This is a genomic window from Pseudomonas sp. NBRC 111140 (genome assembly GCF_001320885.1).
In the GTDB taxonomy this organism is placed as follows: domain Bacteria; phylum Pseudomonadota; class Gammaproteobacteria; order Pseudomonadales; family Pseudomonadaceae; genus Aquipseudomonas; species Aquipseudomonas putida_P.
The window spans coordinates 1-26,876 of record NZ_BCBQ01000006.1 but is presented as its reverse complement, the minus strand read 5'-3'; the positions used below and the strand labels follow the sequence as shown (position 1 = coordinate 26,876).

The 26,876-nt window shown below is 63.1% G+C and carries 26 protein-coding genes; 10 read left to right on the top strand and 16 right to left on the bottom strand.

All coding sequences use genetic code 11. The annotated features are described in order from the left end of the window. Positions 1–21 precede the first annotated feature (21 nt). From APH42_RS03345 to APH42_RS03330, 4 genes are all read right to left on the bottom strand, one after another. Positions 22–1,161 carry a tyramine oxidase subunit B gene (locus APH42_RS03345; protein ID WP_060492730.1) on the bottom strand — a complete coding sequence of 380 codons (1,140 nt, stop codon included), beginning with the start codon at positions 1,159–1,161 and terminating at the stop codon, positions 22–24. A gap of 125 nt (positions 1,162–1,286) precedes the next feature. Beyond that, positions 1,287–2,504, bottom strand: a complete 1,218-nt coding sequence (locus tag APH42_RS03340) for a multidrug effflux MFS transporter (protein ID WP_060492729.1) — start codon at positions 2,502–2,504, stop codon at positions 1,287–1,289. Between the two features lie 216 nt (positions 2,505–2,720). Next, complete coding sequence (locus APH42_RS03335; RefSeq protein WP_060492728.1) at positions 2,721–4,031, bottom strand: hypothetical protein; 1,311 nt, start codon at positions 4,029–4,031, stop codon at positions 2,721–2,723. A gap of 178 nt (positions 4,032–4,209) precedes the next feature. After that, complete coding sequence (locus APH42_RS03330) at positions 4,210–5,697, bottom strand: aldehyde dehydrogenase family protein (RefSeq protein WP_060492727.1); 1,488 nt, start codon at positions 5,695–5,697, stop codon at positions 4,210–4,212. 376 nt (positions 5,698–6,073) lie between these two features. Here APH42_RS03330 and APH42_RS03325 point away from each other — a divergent pair, with 376 nt between their 5' ends. The 3 genes from APH42_RS03325 to feaR all read left to right on the top strand — a co-directional run bounded on the left by APH42_RS03325 (position 6,074) and on the right by feaR (position 9,181). Then, positions 6,074–7,570, top strand: a complete 1,497-nt coding sequence (locus APH42_RS03325; RefSeq protein WP_060492726.1) for an APC family permease — start codon at positions 6,074–6,076, stop codon at positions 7,568–7,570. After that, on the top strand, positions 7,551–8,123 hold the full coding sequence (locus tag APH42_RS03320; protein WP_012273123.1) for a DUF3156 family protein: 573 nt from the start codon (positions 7,551–7,553) through the stop codon (positions 8,121–8,123). Before APH42_RS03325 ends, APH42_RS03320 begins: the two co-directional genes overlap by 20 nt. A 113-nt stretch (positions 8,124–8,236) precedes the next feature. Beyond that, positions 8,237–9,181, top strand: a complete 945-nt coding sequence (gene feaR / locus APH42_RS03315; protein WP_012273122.1) for a transcriptional regulator FeaR — start codon at positions 8,237–8,239, stop codon at positions 9,179–9,181. Here the strand turns inward: feaR and APH42_RS03310 are convergent. Both APH42_RS03310 and APH42_RS03305 read right to left on the bottom strand, forming a co-directional pair. After that, positions 9,163–9,528: a cupin domain-containing protein gene (locus APH42_RS03310; RefSeq protein ID WP_012273121.1), complete on the bottom strand. Its 366-nt coding sequence runs from the start codon at positions 9,526–9,528 to the stop codon at positions 9,163–9,165. The two genes, feaR and APH42_RS03310, sit on opposite strands and share 19 nt — an antisense overlap. Positions 9,529–9,558: 30 nt before the next feature. After that, the gene (locus APH42_RS03305; RefSeq protein WP_060492725.1) at positions 9,559–10,857 is read right to left on the bottom strand and encodes an FAD-binding oxidoreductase; all 1,299 of its coding nucleotides are present in this window, start codon (positions 10,855–10,857) and stop codon (positions 9,559–9,561) included. Between the two features lie 245 nt (positions 10,858–11,102). On the opposite strand from APH42_RS03305, the gene hpaR (APH42_RS03300) reads away from it, so the two are divergent. Beyond that, on the top strand, positions 11,103–11,525 hold the full coding sequence (hpaR, locus tag APH42_RS03300) for a homoprotocatechuate degradation operon regulator HpaR (protein WP_012273119.1): 423 nt from the start codon (positions 11,103–11,105) through the stop codon (positions 11,523–11,525). Positions 11,526–11,536: 11 nt separating this feature from the next. Here the strand turns inward: hpaR (APH42_RS03300) and APH42_RS03295 are convergent, their stop codons facing one another. Further along, a complete protein-coding gene (locus APH42_RS03295) occupies positions 11,537–12,136 on the bottom strand; it encodes a TetR/AcrR family transcriptional regulator (protein ID WP_060492724.1) in 600 nt (199 codons plus the stop codon). A 202-nt stretch (positions 12,137–12,338) separates the two neighbouring features. On the opposite strand from APH42_RS03295, the gene APH42_RS03290 reads away from it, so the two are divergent. Both APH42_RS03290 and APH42_RS03285 read left to right on the top strand, forming a co-directional pair. Next, the gene (locus tag APH42_RS03290) at positions 12,339–13,508 is read left to right on the top strand and encodes a p-hydroxyphenylacetate 3-hydroxylase oxygenase component (protein WP_012273117.1); all 1,170 of its coding nucleotides are present in this window, start codon (positions 12,339–12,341) and stop codon (positions 13,506–13,508) included. 78 nt (positions 13,509–13,586) lie between these two features. Further along, positions 13,587–14,516, top strand: coding sequence for a p-hydroxyphenylacetate 3-hydroxylase reductase component (locus APH42_RS03285; RefSeq protein WP_012273116.1), 930 nt, complete (start codon positions 13,587–13,589; stop codon positions 14,514–14,516). A 49-nt stretch (positions 14,517–14,565) separates the two neighbouring features. Here the strand turns inward: APH42_RS03285 and hpaI are convergent, their stop codons facing one another. From hpaI to APH42_RS03245, 8 genes are all read right to left on the bottom strand, one after another. Then, positions 14,566–15,369, bottom strand: a complete 804-nt coding sequence (hpaI, locus tag APH42_RS03280; protein ID WP_060492723.1) for a 4-hydroxy-2-oxoheptanedioate aldolase — start codon at positions 15,367–15,369, stop codon at positions 14,566–14,568. Positions 15,370–15,379: 10 nt separating this feature from the next. Next, positions 15,380–16,183: a 2-oxo-hept-4-ene-1,7-dioate hydratase gene (gene hpaH / locus APH42_RS03275; RefSeq protein WP_012273114.1), complete on the bottom strand. Its 804-nt coding sequence runs from the start codon at positions 16,181–16,183 to the stop codon at positions 15,380–15,382. Positions 16,184–16,200: 17 nt separating this feature from the next. Further along, positions 16,201–17,508: an MFS transporter gene (locus APH42_RS03270; RefSeq protein ID WP_060492722.1), complete on the bottom strand. Its 1,308-nt coding sequence runs from the start codon at positions 17,506–17,508 to the stop codon at positions 16,201–16,203. Between the two features lie 53 nt (positions 17,509–17,561). Next, positions 17,562–17,966, bottom strand: a complete 405-nt coding sequence (locus tag APH42_RS03265) for a 5-carboxymethyl-2-hydroxymuconate Delta-isomerase (protein ID WP_060492721.1) — start codon at positions 17,964–17,966, stop codon at positions 17,562–17,564. Positions 17,967–18,029: 63 nt separating this feature from the next. Continuing rightward, entirely contained in the window at positions 18,030–18,953 is a 924-nt protein-coding gene (hpaD, locus tag APH42_RS03260; protein WP_060492720.1) for a 3,4-dihydroxyphenylacetate 2,3-dioxygenase, read from the bottom strand. A 77-nt stretch (positions 18,954–19,030) separates the two neighbouring features. Next, positions 19,031–20,491 carry a 5-carboxymethyl-2-hydroxymuconate semialdehyde dehydrogenase gene (gene hpaE, locus APH42_RS03255; protein ID WP_041166752.1) on the bottom strand — a complete coding sequence of 487 codons (1,461 nt, stop codon included), beginning with the start codon at positions 20,489–20,491 and terminating at the stop codon, positions 19,031–19,033. A gap of 5 nt (positions 20,492–20,496) precedes the next feature. After that, positions 20,497–21,261 (bottom strand): fumarylacetoacetate hydrolase family protein, encoded by a 765-nt coding sequence (locus APH42_RS03250; protein ID WP_060492719.1) that lies wholly within the window; start codon positions 21,259–21,261, stop codon positions 20,497–20,499. A 10-nt stretch (positions 21,262–21,271) separates the two neighbouring features. Then, on the bottom strand, positions 21,272–21,931 hold the full coding sequence (locus APH42_RS03245; RefSeq protein ID WP_012273108.1) for a fumarylacetoacetate hydrolase family protein: 660 nt from the start codon (positions 21,929–21,931) through the stop codon (positions 21,272–21,274). A gap of 171 nt (positions 21,932–22,102) precedes the next feature. Between APH42_RS03245 and hpaA the strand changes: the two genes are divergently transcribed. Next, on the top strand, positions 22,103–23,008 hold the full coding sequence (gene hpaA / locus APH42_RS03240) for a 4-hydroxyphenylacetate catabolism regulatory protein HpaA (protein ID WP_041166751.1): 906 nt from the start codon (positions 22,103–22,105) through the stop codon (positions 23,006–23,008). Positions 23,009–23,163: 155 nt separating this feature from the next. After that, a complete protein-coding gene (hpaR, locus tag APH42_RS03235; RefSeq protein WP_060492718.1) occupies positions 23,164–23,586 on the top strand; it encodes a homoprotocatechuate degradation operon regulator HpaR in 423 nt (140 codons plus the stop codon). A 180-nt stretch (positions 23,587–23,766) separates the two neighbouring features. Here the strand turns inward: hpaR (APH42_RS03235) and APH42_RS03230 are convergent, their stop codons facing one another. Beyond that, positions 23,767–24,855: an asparaginase gene (locus tag APH42_RS03230; RefSeq protein WP_060492717.1), complete on the bottom strand. Its 1,089-nt coding sequence runs from the start codon at positions 24,853–24,855 to the stop codon at positions 23,767–23,769. Positions 24,856–25,163: 308 nt separating this feature from the next. Between APH42_RS03230 and APH42_RS03225 the strand changes: the two genes are divergently transcribed. Both APH42_RS03225 and APH42_RS03220 read left to right on the top strand, forming a co-directional pair. Then, a complete protein-coding gene (locus APH42_RS03225; protein ID WP_060492716.1) occupies positions 25,164–26,123 on the top strand; it encodes a sugar ABC transporter substrate-binding protein in 960 nt (319 codons plus the stop codon). A gap of 19 nt (positions 26,124–26,142) precedes the next feature. Next, positions 26,143–26,876 (top strand): ATP-binding cassette domain-containing protein (locus APH42_RS03220; protein WP_156352728.1); only part of this gene is annotated, 734 nt, incomplete at its 3' end.

The following is a 26,876-nucleotide window of genomic DNA, read 5'->3' as shown; positions in this document are numbered from 1 at the left end:
CGTTGTCCGGTAATGGGTGAATCAGCTGAGAACGGGGGTTTCCCAAAGGTTGAGCTTCACGCCGATGCCTTGCTCCAGCGCCTTGCGGTACACCACGGTGCCCCAGGCCACATCCTCGACAGGCATGCCGCCTACCGACATCAGGATGATTTCGTCGTCATGCAGACGCCCTGGTGCGTCGCCGCTGATGATCTTGCCGATGTCTTCCACCTGCTCGGCGGCCAGCTTGCCTTCGTGAATCATGTCCATGAAACGCACGCCCACCAGCGGCACGTGGTTATGCGCAGGCTTGGGCAGTTCTTCGAACCAGGCCTCGTAAAGGCCGGTGTTGTCGACCACCTTGCGCACGTCGTCCTGCTCCATGCCGGCATCGATGCTGCACGGGGCTGGCATCGCCAGGAATGCGCCAGGCTTGACCCATTCGCGACGCACCAGGGGGTACTGGCTGGGGTCGCCCACTTCGCCCGAGCTGCAGTAGGTGACCAGGTCGGAGCCGCGTACCACCTCTTCCAGGGTTTCAACCACCTGCACGTTGACGATTTGCGGGAAGCTGGCTTTGACCCAGGCGACGAAGGCATCCAGGTTTTTCTGGCCGCGGCCCTTGATCTTGATGGTGTCGATCAGTGGGCAGACAGCCATGAACGCGGCGACCGTGGTTTTGCCCATCACCCCCGGGCCGGCCAGGCCGATGACCTTGGCGTCCTTGCGCGCCAGGTGGCGGGCACCTACGCCTGGGATGGCGCCGGTACGGTAGGCCGACAGCAGGTTGGCCGACATGTGCGCCAGTGGCGCGCCAGTGTCGGCATCGTTGAGGGTGAACATCAGGATCGAGCGGGGCAGGCCTTTCTCGCGGTTGGCGATGTTCGAGCCGTACCACTTGGCGCCGGCGGTCTGGAAGTTGCCGCCGAGGTAGGCTGGCATCGCCATCATGCGCCGGTCGGCGGTGGGCTTGGGCATATTGGGGAAGGGCGAGTGCTCGGGGAAGGTGATCATCGCACCGTGCGAGTCGCTGTTCGGGCCGGCCATGCGGTAGTCGCCCTGGTACAGCAAGCCGAACATCTCTTCCATGGTGTCGACACAGGCGCGCATGTCGGTGACGCCGGCGCGGATCATGTCCTGCTCGGACAGGTAGATGAAGTCAATTCTGGTATCGAGGGTCATAGCGGGTCTCGCAGGGCTGGCTGCCATCGGATTTATTGTTGGTATCGAGGCAGCCAGTTTCGCTAACGACTGGTAGGTCGTCTTGTGCCTGCCTGCCAGCCGAGTTGACCGTCAGTGCCAGGGCTTCAATGGCCAGCGAGCGAGAAGCTGGCGGGGGTATCGCGCAGGCTGAGAGCGGTCAGCAGGCACACCACCAAGGTGCACAGGGCCAGCAGCGCGGCCCAGGCGGTCGGGCCGTGGTCGAGCACCACGGCGGCCAACGGGGCTGCGCCGGCAGATGCAGACAGCTGGATAGCGCCCAGCAGCGCTGCGGTGGAGCCCAACGCCTTGTCTTGCGAGGCCATGACCAGCGACATCAGCGTCGATTCGGCTATGCCCAGGCCGAACAGCGCCACCACCATGCCGCCAGCCACACCCGGCAGCCCCAGGCCGGTCAGCGCACCGAGCAGGCTGATGCAGGCGCCGCCAGCCATGCATAGCACGCCCAGGCGGGTCAGGGTATTCAAGCCCAGGCGGCTGATCAGGCGGCTGGCGGCCATGGCGCCAAACAGGATCGATACCCCGGTAGCGCCGAACAGCAGGCCGAAGGCCTGGGCGCTCAGGCCGTAGTGGGCCTGGTACACCAGGGTGGCACCGCCGATGTAGGCGAACAGGAAGAAGAACACCGCGGCCACTGCCAGGGTCGGGCGCAGGAAGCGGCGGTCGGCCAGAATGGCCAGGTAGGTACGGCAGGCGTGGCCCAGGCGCAGCGGTTCGCGTTTGCCCGGGGGCAGGGTTTCCGGCAGGTTCAGCAGGCTGTTGAGCAGCACCGCCAGCCCCATACCGGCGAGTACCAACATCACCGCGCGCCAGCCGAAATGCGCGTCGATCACGCCGCCCAGGGCCGGTGCCAGGATCGGTGCCACACCTTCGATGGTCATCAGCAGGGCGAACAGTTTGGTCGCGGCAACGCCCTGGCTCACATCACGCACCATGCTCATGATCACGACCAGGGTCAGCGCGCTGCCCAGCCCCTGGAAGAAGCGCAGCATGATCAGGGTGTCGAGGCTGGGGGCCGCGGCTGCGCCGAGTGAGCAGAGGATGAACAGCAGCAGGCCGGCCAGCAGCGGTTTGCGCCGGCCATAGGCGTCGACGATGGGGCCGAAGATCAGCTGGCCGGCGCCCATGGCCAGCAGGAAGAAGGTCAGCGTCAGCTGCACACGCGTGAAACTGGCCTGATAGTGGCTGGCGATTTCCGGCAGGCTCGACAGGTACATGTCGACGGCGGAAGGGCCGAGTGCGCCAATCAGGCCGAGGCCCAGGGCGAAGCTGAAACGTATTGGGGGAGAGGGATCTGCGTGCATGGTCTTCTCTGTCTGTTTTTTCGCCTACCGATCGGTAGGTTGGCGAATCTTATTTGCCCAATCAGAGAAGGTCAAACGCTTCTGGAAGTCAGTCACCCATCCCTGTGGGAGCGGGCATGCCCGCGAACACCGGCAAAGCCGGTGCCATACACCGAGTCGCCTTCTTCGCGGGCATGCCCGCTCCCACGGGTATTCCGAAAGCCTATAGTGGTTGCTTTAGAACGGCACGGCCACGGTCAGCTGGCTGTACACGTTGGTGCCGTTGCCGCCGACCTGATTGCCACCGTTGCTTTCATCCTTGCGTGGCTGGTACAGGCCCACCAGCGGGCTGATGATCAGGTGGTCGTTGACTGCCCATTCCACATACAGGTCCAGCTCCCTGGCATCGAGGTTGAGGCTATCGCGGGTGCGTACGGTGTCGAAATCGAAGTACAGCGCGCCAACCGTGAGGTTTTCCAACGGCGTCGCCTTCACGCCCACATGGTGGATGCCGGTATTGCTGTTGAACGGGCCGGCGTAGTTGGCGGCGACTTCGCCCTGGAACCAGGTGCCATAACCGGAGGACAAGCCGCTGAACAGCGAGTCCCAGCCGGCTGAGTAGCGGGTGTAGCGGTAGGTGATCGACGGTGCCCAGGGCAGGTCGGCGAAGGTGTAGCCGGCCTGCAGGTACCAGGCTTGCTCGGGGCCGTCGGTCTTGTCCTGCCAAGCGTACTCAAAGGCGAAGCTGGCATTGTCGATGCCGGCGCTGCCTTCGCCGCGCAGGCTGTACACGTCCATGCCTTCGCGGGCTTTCTGGAACTCGCTGGCCCACTGGTCGGCGACGTCGATGCCGTGAATCCAGGTCAGCCCCAAAGTGCCCAGGGCGTGGGTGTAGTCCAGCGTGCCAGCGGCCAGTTCGGTTTCGGCCTGGGCGCGGTTGTCGGATTTCAGCCACAGCAGGCTGCCATGCAGGCCATCGCTGCCACCCAGGCGCAGCATGGCGGTGCGGTCGAAGGCATGGCGGGCGGCCAGATAGTAGGCACCACCCCGATCGAGGGCGCCGTCGGCCACGCCATTACCGAGGTTCGGGCCGTCGTCGTTGATCAGGAAACCACTGCCCAGGCGAATGGTCTGGCGGCCTGCGGAAAGGTCCACGCCATCCTTGCCCAATACCGGGAACAGATCGCCTGAGCGCCAACCCAGGAAGGCGTCCTCGATCTTGGTGGTGCGTTCCGAACCATCGGTATTGCCGGCCGCATCGCCGTCGCCCCAGGTGGCCGAGCTTACCCAGTTCAGGCTGCCATACAGCGTGCCGTTGCCGGCCAGGCCCTGGTCACCGCTGAGGCCATACTTGATGAAGCCTTCGCGCCAGGTCGAGCCGCCCGTGGTGCCGTCGTAGTTCTTGCGGCTATTGAACATGCCCCATACCGCCAGCATGTCGGCGTTCAGGTGGCTGTCCTCGTCGGCGTACAGCTCAACGGCCGGCGCGGCCTGGCTGGCCAGCAAGGTTGCCAGTGCCAGGCTGGACAGCGTCTGTGGTTTGACCATTTGCACATCCCTCGTTTTTCTCGGCCGCCTGCAAGGCGGCCCTTGTTGTTCGGGGGCACCCTCGGTCTGGCGAGGGGCCATCGCGGTTGGCGGCGATGGCCTATTAGGGCGTGTGCGGTAGGGCGGGGTCTTGTTCGTGGCTGCCAAGGCGTTTGCACGCCTTGGCCAAGGGGTGTGGTCAGTAGCGAATCATCACCGACTTGAGTTCGGTGAAGTCATCGATGAACGCCGAGCCGAACTCGCGGCCAACGCCGGATGCCTTGATGCCACCAAACGGCACAGCCGGGTCGAGTAGTGTGTGCATGTTCACCCACAGGGTGCCGGCCTGGATTTGCGGGATCATGCGCATGGCCTTGCCCAGGTCGTTGGTCCACAGGCTGGCACTGAGGCCGTAGGGCGAGGCGTTCATCAACTGCAGCAGCTCGTCTTCGTCGTCATACGGCAGGAAGGTCGCCACCGGGCCAAAGGTTTCCTGGTTGAGCAGGGTGTCGTTGGCCGACCTGGCGAGGATTACCGTAGGTTCGACAAAGCAACCGGGGCCTTCGCCCAGCTTGCCGCCATGGATGATTTGGCTACCTTCGGCGCGCGCAGTGGCGAACAGTTCCGCCAGCTTCTGCTGGTGTGGCTTGTTGGCCACCGGGCCGAACTGAGTGGATTCGTCCAGCGGCGAGCCGATCTTCAGTTGGCCCAGGCGCTGGGACAGCGCGTCCAGCAACGGGTCGATGCGCGAACGGTGCACGTAGAAGCGTTCGCCAGCCGCGCAGATTTGCCCCGAGTGCAGGAAGCCGGCTTCGATGATGCCGTCCACGGCCTTGTCGGCTGCCACGTCGGGCAGGAAGGCCACCGCATTCTTGCCACCCAGTTCCAGTGTCGCCCGGGTCAGCTTGGCACCCATGGCAGCCTGGCCGACGGCGATGCCGGTTGGGACCGAGCCGGTGAATGAAACTTTGTCGGTACCGGCGTGCTCGATCAGTGCCTTGCCCACCAGGCCGCCACCGGTCAGCACGTTCAGCGCCCCAGCCGGCAGGCCGGCTTGTGTGGCCAGTTCGGCGATGCGCAGCAGCGTCAGTGGGGTAAATTCACTCGGCTTGAGGATGATGCTGCAGCCGGTGGTCAGGGCCGAGGCCAGCTTCCAGATGGCGATCATGGTGGCGAAGTTCCACGGCACGATGCCCACCACCACGCCGATCGGCTCGCGCAGGGTGAAGGCACTGTAGCGCTCACCGGCGAACGAGGGCAGCGACGGGGTGATGGTCTGGCCGGTGATCTTGGTGGCCCAGCCGGCGTAGTAGCGCAGGAAGTGCGCGGCCTGCTCTACTTCGAAGGCGCGGGAGATACCAATCAGTTTGCCGGACTGCACAGTTTCCAGCTGCGCCAACTCTTCGCGGTGGGCTTCCAGCAGGTCGGCCAGCTTGAACAGCACCGCCGCGCGGGCGGCGGGGCTGGTGTGCGACCAGGTGGCAAAGCCTTGGCGCGAGGAGCTGACGGCATGGTCGACATCGGCCTGGTTGGCGTCGGCGATGTGGGCGATGGTCTGGCCGTTGGCTGGGTTGACCACGGCGATTGTCGACGACGACTGGCTGGCGAGGTGCTGGCCGTGGATGAACACGCCATGCTCGCGGGCCAGGAAGGCCGTGACGGCAGGTAGGAGGGTGATGTCGCTCATGCAAACTCCGGGGCAGGTGGCCAAAGCTTGCAGCTTAGTGAGCGGGGCAGAGCGGTTCTTGTGCCTGCGTGACAGGGGCATGACTGTGGCTGCCAAGCGATGAGTCAGCCTTGCGCGATCCCTTGTAGGAGCGGCCTTGTGTCGCGATCGGGCTGCGCAGCAGCCCCCGTTTTTTGCATCACAGCCAATATCGCCGGGGCCGCTTTGCGGCCCGATCGCGACACAAGGCCGCTCCTACAGGGGCATCGCCAGGCTCTGGAGCTGATTGCTGGCAGGCAGCAACAAGCCCGGCGGCAGCCATCGGCAAGACGGCATGCCACCTGCAGCGCACAGTAATCACTCGTTCAACGCCACAAAAACAAGCCGGGGCATAACGATGTCACTCAATAACAAGCTCACCGAGCACCTCAACCGCGGCACGGTCGGTTTCCCCACCGCACTGGCCAGCACCGTCGGGCTGATCATGGCCAGCCCGGTGATCCTCACCGCAACCATGGGCTTTGGCATCGGCGGCAGCGCCTTCGCTGTGGCCATGGTCATGGCCGCACTGATGATGCTGGCGCAATCCACCACCTTTGCCGAGGCGGCGTCGATCCTGCCGACCACGGGCTCGGTGTACGACTACATCAACTGCGGCATGGGCCGCTTCTTCGCCATCACCGGCACACTGTCGGCCTACCTGATCGTGCATGTGTTCGCCGGTACCGCCGAAACCATCCTGTCGGGGGTGATGGCGCTGGTGAACTTCGAGCACCTCAACACCCTGGCAGAGTCAGCCGGTGGTTCGTGGTTGCTGGGGGTGTGTTTCGTGGTGGCGTTCGCGGTGCTCAATGCCTTTGGCGTCAGCGCGTTCAGCCGCGCCGAAGTGGTGCTGACCTTCGGCATGTGGACCACCTTGATGGTGTTCGGCGTGCTGGGCCTGATCGCAGCACCTGCGGTGGAGCTGGACGGCCCGTTCGGCGTGTCGCTGGTGGGCACCGACCTGATGACCATCCTGTCGTTGGTCGGCATGGCCATGTTCATGTTCGTCGGCTGCGAGTTCGTCACGCCGCTGGCGCCCGAGCTGCGACGCTCGGCCTGGGTGCTGCCACGGGCCATGGCGCTGGGCCTGTTCGGCGTTGCCAGTTGCATGTTCATCTACGGTGCGGCGATGAAGCGCCAGGTGGAAAACGTGGTGCTGGATGCCGCCAGTGGCGTGCACCTGCTGGACACGCCCATGGCCATCCCGCGCTTCGCCGAGCAGGTGATGGGCGACATCGGCCCGGTGTGGCTTGGTATCGGATTCCTGTTCGCCGGTGCGGCGACCATCAACACACTGATGGCCGGCGTACCGCGCATTCTCTATGGCATGGCGGTCGACGGCGCGTTGCCCAAGGTGTTCACCTACCTGCACCCGCGCTTCAAGACGCCGCTGCTGTGCATTCTGGTGGTGGCGTTGATCCCTTGCCTGCATGCCTGGTACCTGGGTGGCAACCCGGACAACATCCTGCACCTGGTGCTGGCCGCCGTGTGCGCCTGGAGCACCGCCTACCTGCTGGTGACGCTATCGGTGGTGATTTTGCGCATCCGTCGCCCGGACCTGCCGCGTGCCTACCGCTCGCCGCTGTTCCCGCTGCCGCAGATCCTCTCGAGCAGCGGCATCCTGATCGGCATGGCGTTCATCACGCCGCCAGGCATGAACCCCGCCGATGTCTACGTGCCGTTCGCCATCATGCTCGGTGCTACGGCGGCCTACGCGTTGTTCTGGACGCTGTGCGTGCAGAAGGTCAACCCGTTCAAGCCGGCGCGGGTCGAGGATGTGCTTGAGAAAGAATTCGCCGCCGAACCTGGCCACGCCGTGGAGCACCTGCAGCATGATCAGAAGTTTGCGTGAGCACCTGCTGGCGCCTCGGGCGCCTTCAGGTTACCGCCCAGGGGCGACGCTGATGTGCTTGGCGCGCAACCTGGGGCAGCAGGACCTTGCAGTTGCGGGGGTGCTCCACGACCCGGCTCAGGGCTGGCAGGCCAAGGTGCACGAACGCGTCGAGGCCCACCTGCTGATGCACATCGTCACCTGTGAGTTCCAGCTGCAGTTGCCTGCCCCGCAACAAGGCGAGGTCAGCCTGGAGCTGCGCCATACCGGTGCGCTGCGCCGTACCGGCCTTGCCTGCGTGTACCGCAAGGGTGATCGGGCACGCTTCGCTCAGTTGCGCGACCGCTTGCTGCAGCAGACCGCGCTGGTGGCGGCGCTGATGCCGCTGGATTTCAAGCGCCTGAGCCTGGCCTGTCGCGACGGTCAATGGCTGCTGACGCTGGAGCACATGGGCGGCAGCGAAGTGGTCAACCGTATGCCGGCGTTTCGTCGCTACATCCCTATCAGCCCGCAACAGCGGGCGCACCTGATGGCCAGCCTGGCTCAGTTCAGCCGTTTGCTCCCCAGCCTCTGACGCAGCTTGGCACATGCCTTGCTGTGTCTAACGACAAATGATGACAGTTGTGCGTGCATTGATAACATGTTAACAATGTGCGCATAACAACAAATCCTGCGTCGAGGGCAGCCATGCATACTCAACAATCCAACCGTCAGGGGCTGGAACGCTGGACCACGGCCATGCAACAGATCTGTGGCCGTTTCGAGACGGAGCTTGCGTCCAATCACTCGCTGTTCATCGGCGAGGTCTCCACCTTTTCCCGCGCTGGCTTGCCGCTGGCCAACCTGCGCACCAATGCCGGCAACATCCGTCGGCTGGGCGAAAACCCCACGCTCGACGATGACCAGCATTGCTTTCTGGTCAGCCAGCGTGCGGGTCACTCCACTGTATCTCAGGGTGGCCTGCAGGTTAGCCTGGCGCCGGGTGAGCTGCTGCTGATGGATTCGGTCGGGCGTTGTGAAATCACCCCTAGCGGCCTGATCGAGCATGTCTCGCTGGCGCTGTCGCGCGAGCAGGTGCGCAAGTACGTGCAGGGCAGCGGCCCGATGTTCGGCAAGATATCGTCGAGCAACGCCTGCGGGCGCATGCTGCATGTGTTGATGGACCAGCTGTGCAAGGACGGCAACGTCAGCGGTGATGGTGCCCAGGGTGATGCGCTGCAGACCGCCTTCATCGCCTTGCTGGAGCCGGGCTTCGAGCGTAATGGCGAGGCGCCGGGCAACCTTGGGGCATTGAGCGGTGCCAACCTGCGCGGCTATGTGCAACAGGTGATCGACGAGTCGCTGTCACAGCCTGGGCTGACCCCAGCCAACCTTGCCGGGCGCCTTAACATCTCGGTGCGCCACCTGTATCGGCTGTTCGAGGAGGAGGGGGACAGCGTGTGCCGCTACATTCAGCGGGCGCGCCTGATGCGCAGCGCCGATGATCTGGCCAACCCGTTTTTCAAGGGCGAGTCGATCACCTCGATCGCCTACAAGTGGGGGTTTACCGACTCGGCGCATTTCAGCCGTTCGTTCAAGAAGCAGTTCGAACGCTCGCCCAAGGACTACCGGGCTCAGGCCACCGCCAGGTAATGCTTGACGAATGAATCGCTCAACACTTCCCAAAGCACCGGGGTGCCCTTGGTCACGAACCAGGCATCACCGGGCTTGTAGCGGGTGACCTGGCCGGTGGATTCATCGGTCAGCTGGATTTCGCCAGTCACGATCACGGCCTGTTCGTCGAACGGGTAGACCATGCGGAACTTGCCGCGCGTAGTGCCGAAATAAGCACTGCTGACCGCGTCGTCAGGCGCGCCGTAGGTCATTTTGCCAAAGGCTTTCACGTCGCCTTCGAGTATTTCCGAGCCCAAATCGGCAACGCTGCCCCAGGCATCGAGTTCGGATAATTGTACGCCTTGCTTGGCGGCGGTAAGGGTCATGGCAGTTCTCCAGGGTTGAGTCGAACAGGTTCAGCGGCGGCCGTTGAAGTAGCCAGACAGCTGGTGCACGGTCTTGCCGGCGGTGAGCAGCAGCGGGCGCAGGTAGTCCTTGCCGAGGATGCGCGCATGCTTGACCGAACTGACCAGGTCATAGCGCCTGGAGCCTTCGAGCATGCCCTCGGCGAGGATCTTGCAGATGATGTGGCTGGGGGTGACGCCAAAGCCGGAGTAACCCTGCACGTAGAAGGCATTGGGCCGGTTGCCGAGGGTGCCGATTTGCGGAAACAGGTTGGCACTGGTGGCCATTGGTCCGCCCCAGGCCAGGTCGATGCGCACGTTTTTCAGGTAGGGAAAAATCTTCAGCATCAGCGCGCGGTTCCAGGCCTTCAGGTCCAGCGGAACGTGCTCGACGAAGGGGGTGGCGGCGCCGAACAGCAGGCGGTTCTCACGCGTGACCCGGTAGTAGTCGATCACCGGGCGGATATCGCTGTAGGCACCGCGTATCGGGCTGATGCGCTCGATCAGTTCATCCGGCAACGGCTCGGTCATCATCTGGAAGGCATAGGTGTTGATGGTGCGTGCGTGCAGCTCCGGCTCCAGCTTGTTGAGGAAGCTGTCGCACGCCCACAGCAGCTTGCTGGCGCGTACCGAACCGCGGCCGGTGCGTACCTTGATGCGTTCGCCGTAGGTCACTTCCAGGGCCGGGCTGTGTTCGAAGATGCGCGCGCCATGGCTGACCAGCGCCTGTGCTTCGCCCAGCAGCAGGTTCAGTGAATGCACATGGCCACCGCCCATATGCAGCAGGGCGCTGCTGTAGGCATTGCTGCCGATGATCTGGTGCACCTCACTGCCGCCGAGAAAGCGGATTTCGTCGCGGGTGTTGATTGCCTTGAATGCCTTCTCCCACTTGCGCAGGGTTTGTTCCTGGCGGTGGTTGAAGCCCATGTAGCCATAGCCGTGGCAAAAGTCGGCGTCGATGGCGTAGCGGGCGATGCGTTCCTTGATGATGCCTGCGCCCAGCTCGCTGATCTCGAACATTTCCTTCACGCCCTGGTCACCCACGCTGCTGCGGATGTTTTCCAGGTCGTGGCCGATACCTGCCATGATCTGCCCACCGTTGCGCCCGGTACCGCCGTAGCCCAGGTAGCGGGCTTCGAGCACGACCACATTGGCCACACCCTGTTCTGCCAGCTCCAGCGCGGTGTTGATACCGGAGAAGCCACCGCCGATCACCACGACATCGGCTTCGATGTCATTTTCCAGGGTGGGGAAATTCAGGTTGTACTTCTTGGTCGCCGAGTAATACGTGGGGCTCTCGAGGGTGATCATGACGCAGCCTGCTGAATTGGAATTGTGATAGGGCCGTTTGCCGGGCGCTGGCACATGAGGCCATTGAGCGCCTGCCGATCATCAGCTGTCTTGCGCTTGCCTGCCAGCAAGTGTAACCAGCCTGCCACACGCAATCGGCGGCTGGCGCTGCTTCTTGGCAATGGGTAGAAAACATTCTATTAATGTATTAATGATTGTGCACTGGCATACTCGCCGGTTTGCTATTCCCAGCCCCACGAGCCCGCATGACCACACCAAGACCCTCCCTGACCCTGACCCTGTTGCAGGCGCGCGAAGCCACCATGGCGTTTTTCCGCCCAGCGTTGAATGCCCATGACCTGACCGAGCAGCAATGGCGGGTAATCCGTATCTTGCGCCAGCAAGGCGAGCTGGAAAGCCATCAGTTGGCTGAGCTGGCGTGCATTCTCAAACCCAGCATGAGTGGTGTGCTCAAGCGCCTGGAACGCGATGGGATCGTGGCGCGGCGCAAGTCGGCAGAAGACCAGCGCCGGGTGTTCATCAACCTGACCGACGCGGGGCAGCAGGCATTTGTGGCGATGAGTGAGGAAATGGCGCGCAACTACGACAAGATCCTCGCCCAGTTTGGCGAGGACAAGCTGCAGCAACTGATGCAGTTGCTGGATGAAATGAAGCGGATCAAACCCTGACGCGCCAGCCGTCAGCGGTTGAGTGACAGCGAGTCTTCGAGCACTTTCAGCAAGGCTGTCGCGCGCCGCTCATAGGCGGCGGGGCCTGCGTACATCAGCTCTACATACAGGCTGTCGATGATGCCCAGGTAGGCATCGGCGTACAGCGCCAGGCGGCTTTGCTGCTCATCAGCCCAGTTGTTCCGAGCTTGCAGGGCCTTGCAGAACCCTTCGCGTATGCCGTCCAGGTACTTTTCGAAGCCGCAAGTGACAACCGGCTTGATGCCCGCCGGGGGCAGGAAGGCCGTGCGCAACACGAAGCGCAGCGCAGCGGAGCCGCGATAACGCTCGGCCAGGTGCAAGGCCAGCCAGTGCCCGGGCGCCAGGCCGTCGCGATCTTCCTGCGCAAAACCCTGTTCGACAAACGTCGTTTCCTGCACCAGCGCACGCTGGAACACCTCCACGAACAAAGCATCCTTGTTGGCGAAGTGTGCATACAGTGAAGCTTTGCGCATGCCGGCCAGCTGGGCGATTTCGTTCAGCGAAGAGGCATCGTAGCCATACTCGGCGAAGTGGCCGACGGCGGCATCGCACACACGCACCGCAGAAGGGGAAAGGTCTTTCAACAGCATCGCTCCGTCAGGGGCGCGGCAGGCCGCGCGCGTCATATGGGTGGGATTGTGGTGATCGCAAATGCACGGGTCAATGCTTGTGGCTGGGCAATTTCTGCACACCATGAAAAGTGCAATGTTCCCCTCGTAACGTGCATTCCGCCGCCCAATCGCGGCTCACATACTGAACGCGTCTTCGAATCCAATAAGAAAGAGACCGTTCATGAAAAAGCCAAACCCCCTGCTGGAAGACCTGAGATCCATCCTGCCGACCATCGCCGCCAATGCCATGCGTGCAGAACAGGACCGCAGCGTGCCGGCAGAGAACATCACCCTGCTGAAAAGCATCGGCATGCACCGCGCTTTCTTGCCCAAACACTACGGCGGCATGGAAATCACCCTGCCGCAATTCGCCGAGTGCATCGCCCAGCTGGCGGGCGCCTGCGCCAGCACCGCCTGGGCCATGAGCTTGCTGTGCACCCACAGCCATCAGATGGCGATGTTCTCGCCCAAGCTGCAGCAGGAGGTGTGGGGCAGCGACCCGGATGCCACTGCCAGCAGCAGTATCGCGCCATTTGGCCGTACCGAAGAGGTCGAGGGTGGCGTGTCGTTCAGCGGCGAGATGGGCTGGAGTTCTGGTTGCGACCACGCCGAGTGGGCGATCGTAGGTTTTCGCCGCAACAATGCCGAAGGCACTCAGGATTACTGCTTCGCCATCCTGCCGCGCAGCGATTATGAAATCCGTGATGACTGGTATGCCGTGGGCATGCGCGGCAGTGGCAGCAAGACCTTGATCGTGCGTGACGCCTTCGTGCCTGAGCACCGTATCCAGAAAGCCAAGGACATGATGGAGGGCAAGTCGGCGGGCTTTGGCCTGTACCCGGACAGCAAGATCTTCTTCGCCCCATACCGCCCGTACTTCGCCAGCGGTTTTTCCACCGTGAGCCTCGGCGTTGCCGAGCGCATGCTGGAGGTGTTCCGCGAGAAAACCCGCAACCGCGTGCGTGCCTACACCGGTGCTGCCGTGGGCGCTGCTACCCCAGCGCTGATGCGCCTGGCCGAATCGACCCATCAGGTGGCCGCCGCCCGGGCACTGCTGGAAAAAAGCTGGGACGAAATTGCCGAGCACAGCGCCCGCCATGAATACCCCTCGCGTGGCACGCTGGCATTCTGGCGCACCAACCAGGGCTATGCAGTGAAACTGTGCATCCAGGCCGTGGACCGCCTGATGGAAGCGGCCGGTGGTGGCGCCTGGTTCGAGAGCAACGAACTGCAACGCCTGTTCCGCGATTCGCACATGACCGGCGCCCATGCCTACACCGACTACGACGTTTGCGCGCAGATCCTCGGCCGCGAGTTGATGGGCCTGGAGCCCGACCCGACCATGGTCTGAGTCGCTTTCCGTTTCAACCATCCCTCACAAGCACAACAACAATCAGGGCGGGCTGCCAGGCCTGCCCGGGAGTCTTGCATGTCCAATGAAACCTTCGACGCGCGTGCCTTCCGCCGCGCACTGGGCAACTTCGCCACCGGCGTTACCGTGGTGACCGCAGCCGGCCCCAGTGGCCGCAAGGTGGGCGTCACCGCCAACAGTTTCAACTCGGTGTCGCTGGACCCGGCGCTGATCCTGTGGAGCATCGACAAACGTTCGACCAGCCATGAAGTGTTCGAAGAGGCCTCGCATTTTGCCGTGAACGTTCTGGCTGCGGACCAGATCGACCTGTCCAACAACTTCGCCCGGCCCAAAGAGGACCGCTTTGCCGGTATCGACTACGAGACGGGCGTTGGCGGCGTGCCATTGTTCGTCGATTGCGCGGCACGCTTCGAGTGTGAAAAGTACCAGCAACTGGACGGTGGCGATCACTGGATCCTGATAGGCAGGGTGGTGGCGTTCGATGATTTCGGCCGCTCGCCGCTGCTGTACCACCAGGGCGCCTATTCCATGGTGCTGCCACATACCCGCATGACCCAGCGTGCAGAAGGGCAGGCACCCAGCAGCCACTTCCAGGGCCGCCTGCAACACAACCTGTATTACCTGATGACCCAGGCATTGCGCGCCTACCAGGCTGACTACCAGCCACGCCAGTTGTGCACCGGCCTGCGTACCAGCGAGGCGCGCATGCTGATGGTGCTGGAGAACGATGCGGGGCTGAGCCTGAACGACCTGCAACGGGAAGTGGCGATGCCGGCGCGGGAGATCGAGGAAGCGGTGGCCAACCTCAAGCGCAAAGGGTTGATTGCCGATGATGACGGACGTGTGCGGTTGTCGGTGAAGGGCGTGGACGAGACCGAGGCATTGTGGACCATTGCCCGGGAACAGCAGGACAAGGTGTTCGGGCAGTTCAGTGAAGAGCAGCTGGAGACTTTCAAGACAGTGCTCAAGGCACTTATCAACATCTGATCTCGCTGTGGATGGCACCGGAGAGGCCGGTGCCATCCACACAGATACCTCAGTAGACACTCCCCCCGGCACTGCCAACCATCGGCGTACCTTTGAACTTCCCTGCCAGCTCGCGCAGCCCGCGCATCAGCACCGTGGTATCCACACCGACGGCCACAAATGCCGCACCCAGCTCGATATAACGTCGCGCCAGTTTCTCATCCGCGCTGAGAATACCTGCAGCCTTGCCCGCCTTGCCGATGCGTACGATGGCATCCTCGATCGCTGCCTGCACCTGTGGATGCCCAGGGTTGCCCCGATGGCCCATGGCTGCGCTCAAGTCCGCAGGCCCGATGAACACGCCATCCACACCTTCCACCGCAACGATCTCGTCCAGGTTGGCCAGGCCTTCCTTGTTTTCGATCTGCACCAGCAGGCACATCTGTTCATCGGCGTGGTCCAGGTAGCCGGGGATGGTGTTCCAGCGCGATGCCCGTGCCAGTGCGCTGCCCACGCCACGAATGCCGTTGGGCGGGTAATGCATGGCCTTGACCAGTTGCTGCGCCTGTTCAGCGCTTTCCACCATCGGCACCAGCAAGGTCTGAGCGCCGATGTCCAGCACCTGCTTGATCAGCGCGGTATCACCGATTACCGGGCGGATTACCGCCTGGCTGGGGTAGGGGGCCACCGCCTGCAACTGCGCGAGCATGCCGCGCAGGTCGTTGGGGGCGTGTTCGCCGTCGATCAGCAGCCAGTCGAAACCGGCATTGGCGGCCAGCTCTGCGCAGTAGGCATCGGCCAGGCCGAGCCACAGGCCGACCTGCGGCTCGCCGCTGCACAGGCGTTGCTTGAAGTGGTTGATGGGCATGTCCATGGGCTGGTCCTCAAACGAAGCGGCAGGCGATGGCGCCGAGCATGTCGTAGTCGACGTGGAAGGTATCGCCTGGGCGTGCGGCCACCGGGCGGGTGAACGAACCACCGAGGATGATCTGGCCGGGCTGCAAGGTGACGTCGTACGGGGCCAGCTTGTTGGCCAGCCAGGCAACGCCTTTGGCCGGGTGATTGAGCACCGCGGCGCTGACACCGGACTCCTCGATCACGCCGTTGCGGTAGAGCACTGCCGGCACTTTGCGCAGGTCGATCTCGGTGGGGCGCACGGCCCGTCCGCCCATCACCACGCCGGCATTGGCGGCGTTGTCGGAAATGGTGTCGAACACCTTGCGGGTGGCCTGGGTTTGCGGGTCCACCTGCTGGATGCGCGCATCGATGATTTCCAGCGCCGGGATCACCCATTCGGTGGCTTCCAGCACATCGAAAACAGTGACGTTGGGGCCTTTCAGCGGCTTGCCGAGGATGAACGCCAACTCCACTTCAACGCGCGGCACGATGAAGCGTTCGAAGGGGATGTCGCTGCCTTCATCGAACAGCATGTCGTCGAGCAATGCGCCATAGTCGGGCTCGGTGATGTTCGACGACACCTGCATGGCACGCGAGGTCAGGCCGATCTTGTGGCCCACCAGCTTGCGCCCGGCGGCGATCTTTTTCGCCACCCAGGCGCGCTGGATGGCATAGGCGTCTTCGACGCTGATTGCGGGCTGCTCCAGCGAGAACTGGCGCACTTGCTCGCGGGAGCGTTCGGCCTGGTCGAGGCGTTCGGCGGCTTGCTGGATGAAAGCGTTGTCTAGCATGGGGACAGTCTCTTGATTCAAGGGTTGACGATGGCAGCTCGGGTGCGCAGCACCAGCAGGCCACCCAGGGCGATGAAGATGGCGAGCACATACAGGGCCAGGCTGGCGCTGTGGGTGGTGTCGCGCACCCAGCCGATGAAGTAGGGCGTGAAGAACGAGGCGATGCTGCCCAGCGAGCTGATCAGAGCAATGCCGGCGGCCTGGGTGCGGGTGTTGAGGAAGGCCGGCGGCAGTTGCCAGAACATCGGCAGCGCAGCGCTGGCGCCCATGCCGGCCAGCACCAGGCCGGCCATTACCGGCCACGCCTGCTCGGGGGCAAGGGCTGCGATGGCGATGCCGGTGGCGGCCATCAGCAGGGGGACGCACAGGTGCCAGCGGCGTTCGCGCAGGCGGTCGCTGGAGCGGCCGCAGGCCAGCATGAACACGCAGCCGGCCACGTACGGCACAGCGCTGAGCAGGCCGACACTGGCGTCGCTGGCCACCCCGGCACTGTGGATCAGGCTGGGCATCCAGAACGCCAGGGTGTTGACCGCCAGCATCACCGCGCAATACACCGCCACCAGCAGCCACAGTGCACGGCTGGCGAAAATGGCGCTGAACGAGGTCACCGGCTTGCGCTGTTCTTCCTCACCGAATTGCGCGCGCAGCGTGGCTTTCTGCTGATCGTCCAGCCAGCTCACCTTTTCGAAATGCTCCGGCAGCACGGCCAGCACCACCAGGCCCAGCAGCACCACAGGTGCGCCTTCGAGCAGGAACATCCACTGCCAGCCACGCAGCCCTGCGGTGTCGTGCATGAAGGCCAGGATGGCCCCGGACACCGGCCCGCCGACGACTCCGGCCAATGGCACGGCAATGGCGAACAGTGCCGTCACCTGGGCGCGCCGCCCGGCCGGGTACCAGCGGTTGAGGTAGACCAGGATACCTGGGAAGAACCCGGCCTCCGCCGCGCCCAGGGCGAAGCGCAGCAGGTAGAACGCGCTGCTGCTTTCGATCAGCAGCATGCTGGTCGACAACAACCCCCACACCACCATCAGGCAGGCGATCCAGCGGCGTGGGCCGACCCGGTCGAGCATGAGGTTGCTTGGTACGCCAAACAGCGCATAGGCGATGAAGAACAGCCCGGCACCCAGGCCGTAGACGGTGTCGGACAAATGCAGGTCCTGGCTCATCTGCATCTTGGCGAAGCCGATGTTGATGCGGTCCAGGTGGGCGAACAGGTAGCACACCAGCAGCAGCGGCATCAGCCGCCAGGTGACTGCCCGGTGGGTACTGTCGACCCTTTCAGCGTGTGCCTCGCGTGGCGAGGCGTGTTCGAGTGTGCTCATGTTTTTGTACTTGTTCTTCAATGAGGCGGGGAAGGGGCTTTCGAGCCGGCGCGCTAGCGGTTGAACAATGGGTGCAAGGTGCTGTGCTTGGCGTCGTAGACTTGGGCGGTGCTGTGGTCGATCTGTACGGTGATGCCGATTGGGCGCTGTTGCAGCAGTGGGTCCAGGCGGGCTTTCAACACCGCCAGCAGGCTGTCGCCCACCGCCTTGTGCACCTCGGTGCTGCGGCCGGTGGCCATGCGCAGGTTGGCGTACAGGAAACCGTATTCGCCCTTGCCATCTGCCACTGCACAATGGGCGGCGGGGTAGGCCAGCACGCGCGTGCCGCCGGTGGGGAACACAGCTTTGCCTTCACCATCGCGCTGTTCGAGCATGGTGTCGGCCAAGGCGCGGCACAGGCCGGGGATGTCGGCATCGGTTTCCAGGTCGGGGGTGTAGAGCAGAACCAGGTGTGGCATGAGGGGTATCCTCGGCGAGCCGCGCCCGCCATCCGCCGGGACGGCCAGGCGCAAGCAGGTGGATTACAGGCGGCTGGTGGACACCACGGCTGCCGGGTTGGCGGCCTGGGCTGCCGGGATGGCGCTGCCATCCTGCGGGGTAACCGGGAAGATCGCGTTGATCTGGCCGGTGCCGGAAGAGCCGAAGTAGGGCGTGACCACCTCGGCCTTGCCGTCGTAGTCGGACCAGCCCAGCGCACCGAGCAGCATCGCCGTGTCGTGCATGAACCCTTCACCGTGGCCTTTGGCGGCGTATTCAGGGAGCATGCCGCAGAAGGCTTCCCACTCGCCGTCTTGCCACATTTGCACCACGCGATGATCAAGGGTTTCCAGGAACGGGCTCCACACCTTGGTGGCGAAGTCCGGCGCCTGGCCGTTCTGCGCGAAGCGGTGCGACAGCGAACCGCTGGCCAGGAATGCCACGGTGCCGTCGTAGTGGTCTTCTACTGCCTTGCGCATGGCCCAGCCCAGGCGGGCGCTGTCGGCCAGGTAGTGCGAGGTGCACAGTGCCGAGACCGAAACCACCTTGAAGTGCTGGTCCTGGTTCATGTAGCGCATCGGCACCAGGGTGCCGTACTCCGGGGCGAGGGTGGTGGCGTGGTGGGCCATGGTCTCGACATTGAAACGGTTGCATTCCTCTGCCAGCAGCTTGCCCAGCTCGGGGTTACCGGGGAAGGCGTAAGGCATGTTGCTGATGAAGTGCGGCAGTTCGTTGCTGGTGTACACACCCTCGAAATGCGGCCCGCACAACACGTGGTAGTTGGCGTTGACCAGCCAGTGGGTATCGAACACGACGATGGTGTCCACGCCCAGCTCGCGGCAGCGGCGGCTGATTTCGTGATGCCCGTCGATGGCTGCCTGGCGAAAGCCCTGGCGCGGGCCTGGGAGTTCGGACATGTACATGGACGGTACATGGGTAATCTTGGCAGTGAGAGCGAGTTTGCCCATGGAAAGCTCCGGTTACAGAATGTTGTTGTTTTCGGCGGCTGACGCGGTACTTGTGGGAGCGGCCATCTACGGTTTGCTCACACGCCCCAGCGCGGAATGTGGTGGCTACCCATGGAAATACACACGTTCTTGATCTCTGCAAAGACCTCGAAGCTGTACTGCCCGCCTTCACGCCCGGTACCGGAACCTTTCACGCCACCGAATGGCTGGCGCAGGTCGCGTACGTTCTGGCTGTTGATGAACACCATGCCGGCCTCGATGCCACGGGCCAGGCGGTGGGCCTTGCCGATGTCCTGGGTCCAGATGTACGACGCCAGGCCGTACTCGGTGTCGTTGGCCAACTGCAGCGCTTCTGCTTCGTCCTTGAACGGGATCAGGCACACCACCGGGCCGAAGATTTCTTCCTGGGCAATGCGCATCTTGTTGTTCACATCGGCGAACACGGTGGGCTGGATGAACTGCCCTTTGGCCAAATGCGCCGGCAGGTTGGCCGGGCGTTCCAGGCCACCGGCGACCAGGCGTGCGCCTTCTTCCATGCCGATGCGGATGTAGCCGGTGACCTTGTCGTAGTGCTGCTGGGTGATCATCGAACCGACCTGGGTTTTCGGGTCGGTCGGGTCACCGACGATCAGGCGCTTGGCGCGCGCCGCGAACTCGGCGACGAACTGCGGGTACACGCTTTCCTGGATGAAAATGCGGCTGCCGGCGGTGCAGCGTTCGCCGTTCAGCGAGAAGATGGTGAACAACGCGGCGTCCAGCGCACGCTCAAGGTCGGCATCTTCGAAGATCAGCACCGGCGATTTTCCGCCCAGTTCCATCGAGTACTTTTTCAGGCCAGCGGTCTGCATGATCTTCTTGCCGGTGGCGGTGCCGCCGGTGAAGGAAATAGCGCGTACATCCGGGTGACGTACCAGGGCGTCGCCAGCGGTGGCGCCATAGCCCTGGATCACGTTGAGCACGCCGTTGGGGATGCCGGCTTCGACAGCCAGGCGGCCCAGTTCGTTGGCGGTCAGTGGCGACAGTTCGCTCATCTTCAGCACGGCGGTGTTGCCCAGCGCCAGGCACGGCGCGGTCTTCCAGGTGGCGGTCATGAACGGCACGTTCCAGGGGCTGACCAGGCCGCATACACCCACCGGCTGGTACAGGGTGTAGTTGAGCATCTGGTCGTCGACCGGGTAGGTGTGGCCATCCATGCGTGTGCACACTTCGGCGAAAAAATCGAAGTTGTGCGAGGCACGCGGGATCAGCACGTTCTTGGTCTGGTGGATCGGCAGGCCGGTGTCGAGGGTTTCCAGCTCGGCCAGTTTCGGCACGTTCTGGTCGATCAGCTCACCCAGCTTGCGCATCAGGCGAGCACGTTCCTTGGCCGGGGTGTTGGCCCACTTGGGGAAGGCTTCCTTGGCCGCGGCCACGGCTTGCGCCACTTCTTCGGCGCCACCGCTGGCGACTTCACAAATGGCATCGCCGGTGGCGGGGTTGTAGTTGACGAAGGTGTCTTTGCTCTCGACCTCACGGCCGTTGATCCAGTGCTTGATCATGCTGCTCATGCCTTGTTGCTCTTGAAGAAGTCAGCTTCGCTGACGATGCGGTTGACCAGGCGGCCGACGCCTTCCACTTCCACTACCACTTCATCGCCCGGCACCACGTCGGCCAGGCCTTCTGGCGTGCCGGTGGCGATCATGTCGCCTGGCTGCAGGGTCATGAAGCTGGAGAAGTATTCGATAAGGTGCGGGATGTCGAAGATCATGTCCGCCGTGGTGCCTTCCTGCTTCAGCTCACCGTTGATCCAGGTGCGCAGCTTCAGGTTGCTGACGTCTGGCACATCGGCCGCATCGACGATCCACGGGCCGACCGGGGTGGTGGCGTCGCGGTTTTTCACCCGCAGGTTGGGGCGGTAGTAGTTTTCCAGGTAGTCGCGGATGGCGTAGTCGTTGCACACGGTGTAGCCGGCAACGTAGGCCAGGGCGTCCTCACGCTTGACGTTTTTCGCCGCTTTGCCAATGACCGCGACCAACTCGCACTCGTAGTGCATGTACTCGACGTTGTCCGGGCGCCAGGTGACCTGGCCGTGGCCGGTGTAGGTGCCGGGCGACTTGATGAAGGCCAGAGGTTCGGTGGGCGGCGCGAAGGCCAGTTCCTTGGCGTGATCGGCGTAGTTCAGGCCCAGGGCGAACATGCTGCCGGTGGCGGGCGGCAGCCAGGTGACCTGGTCTTGATGGACCAGGCGGCCATCGGCAAGGCGCAGGTGGTCGCCTTCGACCGTGACATCATGGGCCTGGCCGTCGAACTGGATACGGGCGTGTTTCACAGGTAATTCCTCACTCGGCGACGATGTGGTTGGTCAGCTTGCCCAGGCCGTCGATCTCGATATCGACGCGGTCGCCTGGCTGTACATCGACGCGGCCCTCGGGGGTGCCGGTGATCAGGATGTCGCCAGCGTGCAGGGTCATGAACTCGCTGATTTCGGCAATCAGCTGGGCCACCGTGCGCACGCAGTTGGCGGTGTTGTTGTGCTGGCGCAGTTCGCCATTCACATACAGGCGCAGGCCTAGGGCATCGGGGTTGGCTACCTGGCTGGCCGGCACCAACGCTGGGCCGATCGGGCAGAAGCCATCACGGCACTTGGCCTTGACGGCCGGGCGGTAGTAGCTGTCTTCGGGCAGGCTGGTTTCGTTGACGATGGTGTAGCCCGCCACATGCTCCAGGGCGTCCTCCACACTGACGCGGCTGGCGTCCTTGCCAATCACCACACCCAGCGCCGGGCCAGGTTGCAGGCGCTGTACGTTGGCCGGGAACAGCACTTGGCCTTCATGCTGGTTGCGCGTGTTCGGGGTTTTGACGAACAGCACTGGCTTGACTGGCAGTTGCTTGTACGGTGCTTCGACGAACGCCGCTTGGTGCTGCTGCAGCAAACCCCGGTAGTTCAGCGCGACGCCGAACAGGGTGCCGTTGGCAACGTCATGCAGGGCATGGCTCATGCTCTTCTCCTGGCAGTGCAGGGCGATGGCCGTCCTGCGAATTTTGTTAATGTGTTAATTTTATAGTTAATATGTTAACGATGGTCAAGAGGTGGCCAGTGGCGCGTGCCGACAAGGCGGTGCACCATGGGCCATCGTCAACAGGGTCAAGCGATTTGCGAGCAAGCAGCCATGAGCGACCGGCATCCGATACCGAACATCAACATCGGCCAGGTCTATGACCAGCGCTACAGCGACAGCGAGGTGCATTACGACCGGCTGGGCAACCTGGCGGGCTTTTTCGGGCGCAACATGCCAGTGCACCGGCATGACCGGTTCTTCCAGGTGCATTACGTGAAATCGGGCACGGTGCGGGTGTATCTGGACGACCAGCAGTACATCGAGGCCGGGCCGATGTTCTTCCTCACGCCGCCCACGGTGGCACACGCGTTCGTTACCGAAGCCGACAGCGACGGGCATGTGCTGACTGTGCGCCAGCAACTGGTCTGGCAATTGATCGAAGCCGATGCCAGCCTGCTGCCGGCGGGCATGCAGGTGCAGCCGGCCTGCGTGGCGCTGGGCAACCTGCCGGCCGAATACAAGGCCGAGGCCCACCGCCTGCAAGGCTGGCTGGAAGCGCTGAGCGACGAGTTCGCCACACAGCAACCGGGGCGCGAGGCGGCGCTGCAGTCGCTGACCCGCTTGATCATGGTCAGCCTGCTGCGGCTGTGCCCCAACTCGCTGGAATCGACCCCGGCGCGGCATGAGGACTTGAAGATCTTCCACCGTTTCAATGCACTGATCGAAGCGCATTACCTCGAGCACTGGCCGCTGGCCCGCTACGCGCAGCAGGTTGGCGTGACCGAGGCGCGGCTGAACGATGTGTGCCGGCGTATCGCCGACTTGCCATCCAAGCGCCTGGTACTGGAGCGGCTGATGCAGGAGGCCAAGCGCTTGCTGTTGTTTTCCGGTAGCACGGCCAACGAAATCTGTTACCAGCTCGGCTTCAAGGACCCGGCCTATTTCAGCCGCTTCTTCAACCGCTACGCCAAACTCACGCCTGGGGAGTATCGCCAGCGGCAGGCACACTTGCAGTGACAGGGCCATGGCGGCGCACCCGGTATGTGTTGTTGTTTGTACCGGATAGTCGCAGCCCGCGCGCTGGGCTTGAATGGGTTTTCCGTGGAACAGATTGCACTTTCCATCGTGCATGCCCTTTAATTTGTGAACTGAGAAAAACCACAGGCTCGACCATGACCAAGACCCAACCTTCGCTCACCCTAAGCCTTTTGCAGGCCCGAGAAGCCGCGATGGCATTTTTCAGGCCGCTGTTGAACGCGCATGACCTGACCGAGCAGCAATGGCGGGTCATCCGCATCCTCAAGCAGCATGGCGAGCTGGAGAATTACCAGCTGGCAGAACTGGCCTGCATCCTCAAGCCGAGCATGACCGGGGTGCTGGGGCGGCTGGAGCGCGATGGGCTGGTGCGGCGGCAGAAGGCAGCGCAGGACCAGCGGCGGGTGTTCGTCAGCCTGACCGAAGACGGGGAGGCGTGCTTTGCCTCGATGAAGGAAGGGATGGAGGCCAACTACCAGAAGATTCAGGCGCAGTTTGGTGAAGAGAAGCTGCAGCAACTGATGGGCTTGTTGAATGACCTGAAGCGCATTGCGCCCTGAGATCCTGTAGTGGATAGCACCGGTTGTACAGGATGACAGTCGTCGCTGTGGGAGCGGGCATGCCCGCGAAGAGCGCCGCCGCCGGGGCTGGTCATGCGTGGCTCAGAGGCGGTGCCAGGCACCGCAGAGGGAAGGGCGGCAAGAGCCTCAGGGCCGGCGCACCGGCCCTGAGAGGAGCACTCAATACTCCCAGAAGATTCGCTGCAGTTCCTTGCTGTCCTGGGTCTTGGTCATCGCTACCATCGCCAGAATTCGCGCCTTTTGCGGGTTCAGGTCGTGGGCCACCACCCAGTCGTTCTTGTCGTCCGGCTGTTCGGCGTTGCGCAGCACGAAGCCACCCTGGTTGACGTGAGACGAACGGATGATCTGCACGCCGTTCTTGCGCAGCTCTTGCAGCGCCGGCACCACCCGCGACGATACCGAACCGTTGCCGGTGCCGGCATGAATCAGCGCCTTGGCACCGTTTTGCGCCAGTGCCTTGTAGGCAGTGTCGGTGACGTTGCCATAGCCATAGGCAATGTCCACCTGGGGCAGGCTGCTGATCTGCTTGATATCGAACTCGGAATTGACCGTATGGCGCTTGGCCGGCAGGCGGAACCAGTAGGACTTGCCTTCCACTACCATGCCCATGGGGCCCCAGGCGCTCTTGAACGCTTCGGTTTTGATGTTGACCGACTTGCTCACGTCACGCCCGGACTGGATCTCGTCGTTCATGGTCACCAGCACGCCCTTGCCACGCGACTGCTTGTCGCTGGCCACGGCCACGGCGTTATACAGGTTGAGCATGCCGTCAGCGGACATGGCGGTACCTGGACGCATCGAACCGACCACCACGATTGGCTTGTCGGTCTTTTCCACCAGATTGAGGAAATAGGCGGTTTCTTCCAGGGTGTCGGTGCCGTGGGTGATGACGATTCCGTCGACGTCCTTGCTTTCGGCCAGCTCGGCGACGCGTTTGCCCAGCTTTAGCAGGTCGTCGTTGCTGATGCTTTCAGACGCGATCTGCATCACTTGCTCACCGCGCACGTTGGCGATGTCTGCAAGCTCCGGCACGCCGGCGATGAGCTTGTCGACGCCCAGCTTGGCAGCCTGGTAGGTAGCGCTGTTGGCGGCGCTGGCACCGGCGCCGGCAATGGTGCCGCCGGTGGCGAGGATGACCACGTTGGCCAGCTTCTGCTGGGTTTCGGCTTCTTTGGCCGAGGCGGTGGCTGGCAGGATCAGCAGCAGCGCGAGTGCGCTGGGGGCGAAGGTTTTCAGTGCGGCATTCATCGTTATTGTTCTCTCTTCCTAGTGAGATGATTTTTTTGTCGCACCTGAACAAGGCATGTTTCATACCAGCTTGTGTAAATGAGCGTAGGTGCGGCCTTGCGCGTTGCCAGGGGGCGTATTGCATTCGGAATCCCGAAAAACATAGGAAAAGGTGTTCGGTTTTTCGGAGAAATCTGGATAATCAGCCGAAGCAGTGCTCTGGCCTCCGACAGCCAAGCGGATTTGACAAACCCCGGTCCTGTTTCCATAGTTAGGTACCGCAAACGTTTGCTATCCGATAAAAAACACAAGATTCGGAGTCATCGTCCATGAAACTGCCGTTCCCCGGTCGTCTGCTGGCCCTCGCTGTCGTTTCCTCGCTTTCTCTCGCCCTGCCATTGTCGGCCGCCCACGCCGAAGACAAACCCAAGGTCGCCCTGGTCATGAAGTCGCTGGCCAATGAATTCTTCCGCACCATGGAAGACGGCGCCAAGGACTACCAGAAAGCCCACGCCAATGAATTAGACCTGGTCGCCAATGGCATCAAGAACGAAACCGACACCGGCGAGCAGATCCGCATCGTCGAGCAAATGGTCAATTCCGGCGCCAAGGCGCTGGTGATTGCCCCGGCCGATTCCAAGGCACTGGTGTCGGCGGTGAAGAAGGCCATGGACCAGGGCGTTGTAGTGATCAACATCGACAACCGTCTGGACCCTGATCTGCTCAAGAGCAAAGGCATCAGCGTACCCTTCGTTGGCCCCGACAACCGCAAGGGCGCGCGCCTGGTCGGCGACTACCTGGCCAGCCAGAAGCTCAAGGCCGGCGACCAGGTGGGCATCATCGAAGGCGTGCCGACCACCACCAACGCCCAGCAACGCACCGCCGGCTTCAAGGACGCCATGGAGGCCGCACAGATGAAGATCGTCTCGGTGCAAAGTGGCAACTGGGAAATCGACAAAGGCAACGCTGTCGCGGCGTCCATGCTCAACGAATACCCCGAACTGAAAGCCCTGCTGGCTGGCAACGACAGCATGGCCCTGGGTGCGGTATCGGCCGTGCGTGCTGCCGGTAAGACCGGCCAGGTGCAAGTGGTGGGCTACGACAACATCAACGCCATCAAACCGATGCTTGGTGATGGTCGCGTACTCGCCACCCTCGACCAGGCCGCCAGCCAGCAGGCGGTGTACGGCATCCAGGCGGCGCTGAAAATGGTCAAGGGCGAGAAGCCTGATGTGGATGACGACAACGTCATCCAGACCCCGGTCAAACTCATCACCAAGAAGCCCTGACGCTGCCAGGAGAACGGCCATGCCTGCATTGGCCAACGAAGTGGTACTCGCCGCCCGTGGGTTGGGCAAGACTTACGCCCAGCCCGTGCTAGGCGACGTCAGCCTGAGCCTGCGCGCCGGCGAAGCGCTGGCCCTGACCGGCGAAAACGGTGCGGGCAAAAGTACCCTGTCCAAGCTCATCAGTGGCCTGGAGGTGCCCACCACCGGGCTCATGACCTATCGCGGCCAGGCCTACGCGCCCGCCAGCCGCAGCGAGGCCGAGCGCCTCGGTGTACGCATGGTCATGCAGGAGTTGAACCTGCTGCCGACACTGACCGTGGCGGAAAACCTGTTCCTCGACAACCTGCCCAGCCGCTTTGGCTGGATCAGCCACAAGCGCCTGCGCCAATTGGCCACGGCCGCCATGGCCCAGGTTGGGCTCGATGCCATCGACCCGGATACCCCGGTGGGCGAGTTGGGTATCGGGCATCAGCAGATGGTCGAAATCGCCCGCAACCTGATCGGTGACTGCCATGTGCTGATCTTCGACGAGCCCACTGCCATGCTCACTGCGCGCGAGGTGGAGTTGCTGTTCACCCAGATCGAGCGCTTGCGCCAGCGTGGCGTGGCCATCGTCTATATCTCGCACCGCCTGGAAGAGTTGCAGCGCGTGGCCCAGCGCATCGCTGTGCTGCGCGATGGCAAACTGGTGTGTGATGAGCCGATACAGCGCTACACCAGTGCCGAGCTGGTCAACCTGATGGTCGGCCGCGA